General features: G+C 44.7%; 1 pseudogene. It reads right to left on the bottom strand.

What is annotated here, in order from left to right:
• A pseudogene (locus H5975_RS08595) lies at positions 1–219 on the bottom strand (IS30 family transposase); the annotation flags it as partial.

A 219-nucleotide genomic window follows, 5' to 3' on the forward strand; every position in this document is an offset into this window, starting at 1 on the left:
TCACGCCCATCTAAACGTTGAACGATTGTTAAGCGGCTTAATCTTTCTGTGAAAGTAGCGACTGCTTGCCCCTTCATTTTACCTGAAAGTACGGTATCTGCTTCGAAATTACCAAAGGTCGTTCGTTGTGCTACTTCACGAGGACGTGTATCAATTGAACGTCCATGGCAAAAAGTACCACGAGTTTCTTTAGCTCGATGGCGCCTAATACCATGGTCA

The sequence above is a fragment of the Limosilactobacillus coleohominis genome (genome assembly GCF_016901675.1).
GTDB classification, from domain to species: Bacteria; Bacillota; Bacilli; order Lactobacillales; family Lactobacillaceae; genus Limosilactobacillus; species Limosilactobacillus intestinavium.